This window comes from Helicobacter sp., assembly GCF_029067145.1.
Taxonomy (GTDB): Bacteria; Campylobacterota; Campylobacteria; order Campylobacterales; family Helicobacteraceae; genus Helicobacter_D.
Map to the genome: position 1 here is coordinate 1 of NZ_JAIEFA010000002.1, position 7,248 is coordinate 7,248.

At 40.5% G+C, this 7,248-nt stretch carries 6 protein-coding genes and 4 tRNA genes; 4 read left to right on the forward strand and 6 right to left on the reverse strand.

What is annotated here, in order from left to right; all coding sequences use genetic code 11:
- Nucleotides 1-224 precede the first annotated feature (224 nt).
- From gatB to K2N75_RS00050, 5 genes are all read right to left on the reverse strand, one after another.
- The gene (gene gatB, locus K2N75_RS00030) at nt 225-1,652 is read right to left on the reverse strand and encodes an Asp-tRNA(Asn)/Glu-tRNA(Gln) amidotransferase subunit GatB (RefSeq protein ID WP_297681569.1); all 1,428 of its coding nucleotides are present in this window, start codon (nt 1,650-1,652) and stop codon (nt 225-227) included.
- A gap of 103 nt (nt 1,653-1,755) precedes the next feature.
- Nucleotides 1,756-1,843: transfer RNA gene (locus tag K2N75_RS00035), tRNA-Ser, on the reverse strand.
- A 20-nt stretch (nt 1,844-1,863) separates the two neighbouring features.
- Nucleotides 1,864-1,938, reverse strand: a tRNA-Cys gene (locus tag K2N75_RS00040).
- 5 nt (nt 1,939-1,943) lie between these two features.
- A tRNA-Leu gene (locus K2N75_RS00045) sits at nt 1,944-2,030 on the reverse strand.
- Between the two features lie 34 nt (nt 2,031-2,064).
- Nucleotides 2,065-2,139: transfer RNA gene (locus K2N75_RS00050), tRNA-Gly, on the reverse strand.
- Nucleotides 2,140-2,256: 117 nt separating this feature from the next.
- On the opposite strand from K2N75_RS00050, the gene K2N75_RS00055 reads away from it, so the two are divergent.
- From K2N75_RS00055 to radA, 4 genes are read left to right on the forward strand one after another with little or no spacing between them, the layout of a single operon-like run.
- Complete coding sequence (locus K2N75_RS00055; RefSeq protein ID WP_297681571.1) at nt 2,257-3,366, forward strand: DUF3298 and DUF4163 domain-containing protein; 1,110 nt, start codon at nt 2,257-2,259, stop codon at nt 3,364-3,366.
- Nucleotides 3,367-3,412: 46 nt separating this feature from the next.
- A complete protein-coding gene (locus tag K2N75_RS00060) occupies nt 3,413-4,045 on the forward strand; it encodes a TlpA disulfide reductase family protein (RefSeq protein WP_297681573.1) in 633 nt (210 codons plus the stop codon).
- Entirely contained in the window at nt 4,045-4,932 is an 888-nt protein-coding gene (ftsY, locus tag K2N75_RS00065; RefSeq protein WP_297681575.1) for a signal recognition particle-docking protein FtsY, read from the forward strand. The genes K2N75_RS00060 and ftsY overlap by 1 nt, the downstream gene beginning before the upstream one ends.
- 60 nt (nt 4,933-4,992) lie before the next feature.
- Nucleotides 4,993-6,345, forward strand: a complete 1,353-nt coding sequence (gene radA, locus K2N75_RS00070) for a DNA repair protein RadA (protein ID WP_297681576.1) — start codon at nt 4,993-4,995, stop codon at nt 6,343-6,345.
- Here radA and K2N75_RS00075 read toward each other — a convergent pair.
- Nucleotides 6,329-7,084 (reverse strand): SDR family NAD(P)-dependent oxidoreductase, encoded by a 756-nt coding sequence (locus K2N75_RS00075; protein ID WP_297681578.1) that lies wholly within the window; start codon nt 7,082-7,084, stop codon nt 6,329-6,331. The genes radA and K2N75_RS00075 overlap by 17 nt on opposite strands.
- Nucleotides 7,085-7,248: the final 164 nt, after the last annotated feature.

The window sequence follows — 7,248 nt, forward strand, 5'->3', positions numbered from 1 at the left end:
CCAAAACCTTCCGCCTCTTGGTAAACCCGCCACCACTTCATTCCAACCCTTGTACCCCCAAACCAAACAAAAAAGGCTTTTTGCCCCCCCCCCCCGCAGGATTACATTAGACATTATTTCTCCTTTATATATTCTAAGCCAAGATTGTGGCGAAATTTAATGAAATGAAAACTAGATTGCAAGTTAAGTCCTTATGATAAGAGCAAAACAATCTTTTCCTTAACCTACTTTAATTTTTCTTTGAGCAACTCATTCACTTTTGCAGGATTCACACCCTTTGCACTTTTCATCACTTGCCCGACAAAGAATCCCAAAAGCTTATCCTTACCACTTTTATACTCGGCGACTTTATCGGCATTTGCTTTCAAAACTTCCTCAATCACTGCTAAAATTGCTCCATCATCACTCACTTGCTCCAAGCCCATTTCCACAATGAGTTTATCCACATCTCCACCGCGATTCTGCACTAGCACATCAAGGATTTCTTTCGCACTTTTTCCGCTAATTTTTCCCTCATCAATGCGTTTAACCAAAGTTGCCAATGCAGCAGAATTCACACCACAATTTTGTAGAGTATTCTCTCCTTTTAATCGTCCTAAAAGCTCGGTGGTAAGCCAAGTAACCGCACCCTTAGCACTCGCACCTAAGCGCAGCATATCCTCAAAATACAATGCCATTTCAAGCTCGCCGGTTAGCACACTCGCATCACTTGCTTTAATGCCAAACTCTCGCACATATCTTGCGCGTTTTTCATCGGGCATTTCTGGAATCTCTCTCCCCTCTGCCATTAATGCCTCATCAATAAACACAGGAAGCAAATCCGGGTCAGGAAAATAACGATAATCTGCCGCTTCCTCCTTGCCACGCATAGAACGCGTTGTGCCTTTTACGGTGTCAAAGAGTCGCGTTTCCTGCACGACTTCCTTATCGTATTTACCATCTTCCCACGCTTCAATTTGTCTTTCTACTTCATATTCAATCGCTTTTTGGATAAACTTAAAGGAGTTGAGATTCTTAATTTCTACGCGCGTGTAAAGATTGGAATCCCCTTTGGGACGAATGGAGACATTCGCATCACAGCGGAAACTCCCCTCTTGCATATTTGCATCAGAAATTCCCAAAAATCGCACGATAGAATGCAACTTCTTAAGATAGGCGATTGCCTCATCACTGCTCCGCATATCCGGCTCACTAACGATTTCCAAAAGTGGGGTGCAAGCGCGATTCAAATCCACTTTAGAATAATGGCTTTCGTGAATATTTTTACCTGCGTCCTCCTCCATATGCGCACGCGTTACGCCAATGATTTTTTTTTCTCCACCCACTTCAATCTCAATTTCTCCTTGTCCCACGATTGGAATCTCAAACTGACTGATTTGATAGGCTTTGGGTAAATCCGGATAAAAATAATTTTTACGCGCAAAAACGGAATTTTGATTGATTTTCGCATTAATAGCTGTACCAAAAGAAATTGCCTTTTTCACGACTTCACGATTCAGCACTGGCAATGCGCCGGGCAATCCTAGGCAAGTAGGACAAACATTTTTGTTTGGCTCTTCACCAAAACTCGTTGCACAAGCACAAAAAATCTTTGTTTTAGTATTTAGCTGGACATGCACTTCAAGCCCAATAATCGTTTCATAAGCACTCATTTAATTAACCTTATTGTTAAATTCGTGCGCATTTTATCGTGTTTTGCTTTAAAAAGGATTGATAAAAAAGGGAGAGAATCTTTAAAAACAGAGTAAATAAAAGTGGCCGGGAGAGAGGGATTCGAACCCCCGGAGGTATGACCCTCAACGGTTTTCAAGACCGCCGCTATCGACCACTCAGCCATCTCCCGAAACAATTTAAAATTAAAATTGGAGGCGACACCCAGATTCGAACTGGGGAATCAAGGCTTTGCAGGCCCATGCCTTACCGCTTGGCTATGTCGCCATTCGTGGTGCCCGAGGCCGGACTTGAACCGGCATGGACGCAATGTCCGAGGGATTTTAAGTCCCTTGTGTCTACCATTTCACCACCCGGGCTATTCAATATAAAACTACTTTTATGATTAAGAAATGGAGCGGGAGACGGGGATCGAACCCGCGGCCCCAACCTTGGCAAGGTTATGCTCTACCACTGAGCTACTCCCGCATAAAAGTGAGAGCAAAATTATAGCGACGCTTTTAAAAAAAATCAAGATATTTTAGAAAAAAATGATAAAATTGCAAACTTGATTGAATTTTTTAATTATCACAACAAGGAATCACGATGAAACAAAACCTTTCCCTTTCATTCAAATGCTTTGGAAGTTTAATTTTATGTCTTGGAATAGAAGCTATGGCTTTAGATTTCACTTATCAAACTTTCCTTATCCCTACCGCGCAAGCCAAAATATTAAATCAAGCCGCAGACAAAACCTCTTCCAATCCCCAAACCCTGCTTTTTGTTGCAAATTCCAAAGAGGGGATTCTTTATGCTGGTAATCAGGCTTTAGGTCGCTGCACACCTTTGTTGCAAGACAAAAGAGAATCGCAAAATGAACCTATTGCCCTAAAAGAAGGAATACTGGAATGTAAAAATCTAGCCTTAAAGGTTGAAAATGGCGCAATCCTAAGTGCGCTAACCGCTACACAAAACCTTAAACTAAACCTCAAGCTGATAGATTCTATGGTTTTGCAACAACAAGAAGCAACCTACCAATACCCCAAAAGCTCCAAACAAGCTAAAAATGCTTCAATCTCTAAGCAATTTCATTGCTCTAGTGATTCCAAAACACAAAAAATCTTGCAATCTGTGTATCAAAAATCTTTTAATTGTAAAAACGGCAAAGAAGTGTTTTTAAAAAGTGCGCAAGATTGTATGCAAAACTACTTTAAAGAAATGCTACAAATAAACGGCAAAGAAAAAGTAGCAAATGAAATAGAAAAATATCTGCAAACTTCGCCATTTGAAGAATACAATCAAGAATCTTTATATTTTTTTGATAACAATTTGCTTGTATTTCTTAAAAGCAATTATCTTTACACAGGAGGAGCGCACGGAATCTCTAGCAAATGGGGCGTTATCGTATCCAAAGAAAAGGGAATCCTTCCTCTAAATACAATGATAGATTCTAATAATGCGGAATTAAAAAGCCTATTATGGCAGGAATACCAAAATTATCTCAAAAGCGTAGAAGCAGAAGCCTTTGTGGATTTTGAATCCTTTAGGGTTTCAGACGCTATTTTGTTGGATTATGATTCTTTTGTTTTTCTCTATCAACCTTATGAAATTATGCCCTATGCCTATGGCATTGTTGAGCTTAGGATTCCGCTAGAGCAAATGGAAAAGTTTGGTAATTTTGCCAAAACACCGCTAGAATCTTTGTTTGCAAAATAACGCAAATAAATTTGCTATAATAAGCATTTTAAGGCAAGGAAATAAAATGAAATGGATTTGGTTTGGCTTATGGATTGGGTTTTGCTTAGGATTTCTTGGGTGCGAAAAACAAGAACATAAAGCAATGCAAGACACCATAGAACAAAAACAAGAAATCTTAGAAAATCTTGTGCTAAAAAGCAACGATGGCACGGAACTAATTGTCAATCAAAAACCACCTAAAAATCAAAGCAACTTTAAAAACATTGAACCCAAAAAAGAAAATATTTTTAAAAATCTCACCATTACTTCTCACCACAACAATCTCAAAGTTTTACTATTTTTCACGACTTGGTGCGACCCTTGCAAAGGTATTTTGCCTCATTTAGAAAACCTCAAAAAACAATTTGATAGCCAAATCGCACTTTATGGAATCCCAGTAGATGATTTGGTAGGCGAAGTGGAAAATTTCAAAGGTATAATGCAGGTTTTTAGTGAAGAAAACGAAGTTGAAATACCTATGATTTTGGACGAAAACCGCACGAAACTCTTTAACGCACTTGGTGGGCTTGAAGGCGTGCCGCTGATTGCTTTATACGATAAAGACGGAAAATACATTATCCATTATCTAGGCGCGATTCCAGAGGAAATGATTGAATTTGACCTCTCACAAAATCTAGCAAAAATAAAGGCACAATAATGCTTGGAATCTTCAAAAAAACCCTGCAAAAAACTACACAAAATATTCGTGATTTGCTTCCAAAAACCCATAAAAAGCTTGACAAAGAAACATTAGAGGAAATCCTAATTGCAACCGATATTGATTATGAACTCATTGAAATGATATTAAGCCCACTTGGTGAGCAAATCAGTCGCAATGAGCTTGAAGTCGCATTGCTTAGACTTTTTCGTGGGGAAAGTTATTATGATAAAGTGCAAGCTAAAACCATAGAAGAAAAGCCTTGTGTAAATCTTATTGTGGGCGTCAATGGTGCAGGCAAAACTACAACAATCGCCAAGCTAGCCTATCTCTATCAAAAACAAGGCAAAAGTGTGATTCTAGGCGCGGGGGATACTTTTAGAGCTGCTGCGATTGAACAACTTAAATTATGGGGAGAGAGATTGAATCTACCTGTCATTGCGTCCAAAATCGGACACGACCCCTCTGCTGTTGCCTTTGATACGATTACTTCCGCAGTTGCAAAAAACCTAGATATAGCCCTCATTGACACAGCGGGGAGATTGCACAATCAAAGCAATTTGCAGCAAGAATTACAAAAAATTATGCGCATTTGCGATAAGGCAAAATCTGGTGCTCCACACCAAAAAATTCTTATTTTAGACGGCACTCAAGGCACTTCTAGCTTAGAACAAGCAAAAGTATTTAGCCAAACACTAGGCGGGATAGATGGCGTGATTATTACTAAACTAGATGGCACAAGCAAGGGAGGAGCGATTTTTAGTATCCTCCATACTTTACGCGTTCCTATTTTGTATATTGGCATAGGCGAAAAAGCAGAAGATTTAATTGTTTTTAACGAGGAAGAATACATCACGACGATTTTAGATTCTATTTTTGAAAGCTAAATTCCAAAACTTTAGCAAGTTTTCCACGATTCTTTCAAATCCAATCACAAAGGTTGCAAAATGGCAAAGAAAAAAGCACAAATTTTTGAATGTCAGCATTGTGGATTCCAAAGCTCAAAATGGCTCGGAAAATGTTCTAATTGCGGAGCTTGGGAAAGTTTCTTGGAGCTTAAAACAGAACAAATTGAAGCATTAAAGGCAACTTCATCTCCTCTTAGCACTACCAAAGTTACGCCAATTACAGAAGTGCAAGAAGAGGATTTTGTACGCTTTAGCAGTGGAGAGCCAGAGCTAGACATTGTGCTTGGGGGCGGAATCGTGCTTGGGGGAATGTATTTAGTCGGCGGAAGTCCGGGCGTTGGAAAATCTACGCTTCTATTAAAAATCTCAAGCAATCTAGCCAAAATGGGCAAACAAATCCTCTATGTCAGCGGGGAAGAGAGTGCTTCTCAAATCAAACTGCGGGCGGAGCGATTAAACGCAGTTTGTGAGAATCTCTTTTTGCTCAATGCAATCAAATTAGAGGAGATTTTAAGCACGATTTATGCCAATGAACATTCTTATTCTATGGTTGTGATAGATAGTATTCAAACGCTTTATAGCGAGAATATCAGCTCTAGCCCTGGGAGTGTTTCGCAAGTGCGCGAGGTAACTTTTGAGCTTATGCGCCTTGCTAAAGAGCGCGGAATCTGCGTGTTTATCATCGGGCACATTACCAAAGACGGCGCGATTGCAGGACCTAGAATCTTAGAACATATGGTGGATTGTGTGCTTTATTTTGAGGGAGATTCTAGCCGTGAATTGCGATTTTTAAGAGGGTTTAAAAACCGCTTTGGCAACACTAGCGAAATTGGAATCTTTGAAATGAAAAGCAATGGCTTAGTGGGGGCAAAAGAAGCTTCTAAGATTTTCTTTAGTCAAAAGACTTCTGCGCCCGGAAGTGCCTTAAGTGTCGTAATGGAGGGTTCTCGCTCACTTGTTTTAGAAGTGCAAGCATTAGTAAGCGACTGCGCTTATGGTATGCCCAAACGCTCCTCTACGGGATTTGATTCCAATCGTCTCAATATGATTTTGGCTCTATTGGAGCGAAAATTAGAAATTCCGCTGAATCGCTACGATGTTTTTATCAATATCACTGGTGGAATCAAGATTTTAGAAACTGCGGCAGATTTAGCAGTCGTAGCGGCGATTCTCTCTAGTTTCCGCAACCGCCCCCTTTCTAATGGAAGCATATTCTTGGGCGAAGTCAGTCTTGTAGGGGACATTAGAGATGTTCCCAATGTGGAAGCGAGGCTCAAAGAGGCATTGTCTCTTGGAATCTCCAATGCGATTCTACCCAAAAAACCTACGCAAAAAATCAATATCAAATGTTTTGAAGTGCAGGAAGTTACAAAAATCATTGATTGGATGTAGTTTTATGCACATTAAGCGCAGAGAAACTCTGACTTGTCGGCATTATCTCTAATGTATTGACATTAATATGTTTTGGCAAGGTAGCAACCCAATAAACCGCTTGCGCAATGTCCTGTGGCGTCAGGGCATTTGCCCCTTGATAGAGTGCGTCTGCTTTGCTTTTATCGCCTTTGAATCGCACAAGCGAAAATTCACTGCCCCCAGCAAGTCCGGGTTCAATGTCGCTTACACGCACATTTGTGCCGCTCAAATCCGCACGCAACCCCAAAGCAAATTGACGCACAAACGCCTTGCTTGCCCCATAAACATTACCACCCGGATAAGGATAACTTCCCGCGATTGAACCTATTGTGATAATATGCCCGCTTTTGCGCGCCACCATTTGTGGCAGAATCAAACGCGTGATAAACGCAAGGGCTTTGACATTGACTTCAATCATTCTCTCCCAATCCTCAAAATCGCATCTGTCCGCGCTTGTCAATCCAAGCGCAAGACCTGCGTTATTGACTAGCACATCAATTTCCTTGAAATCTTGTGGTAAAGATTCTATGGATTGACGCAAAGAATCTTTGTCGCAAATATCACAAGGCAGAGTTATACAATGTGGAATCTCTTGCGCAAGGGATTCTAACTGCTCCTTGCGCCTCGCAAGCGCGATGACCTTATGTCCTTTGCCGCCAAACTCTTGAGCAATTGCGCGTCCAAACCCGCTAGACGCGCCTGTAACTAATACATTCATTGTTTTTCCTTTAGTGTTGAATATTGCTTGCATTATAGGAAGTTAGTTTTAAAATTTACTTATGATTCGCGCCCTTTCGTTCTTTTGTATCTTTGCTATTCTGCCACCTTATCATTGCGAGAATCGCTTGCGATTCGTGGCGTGCAAATGCGTAGCATTTTTAC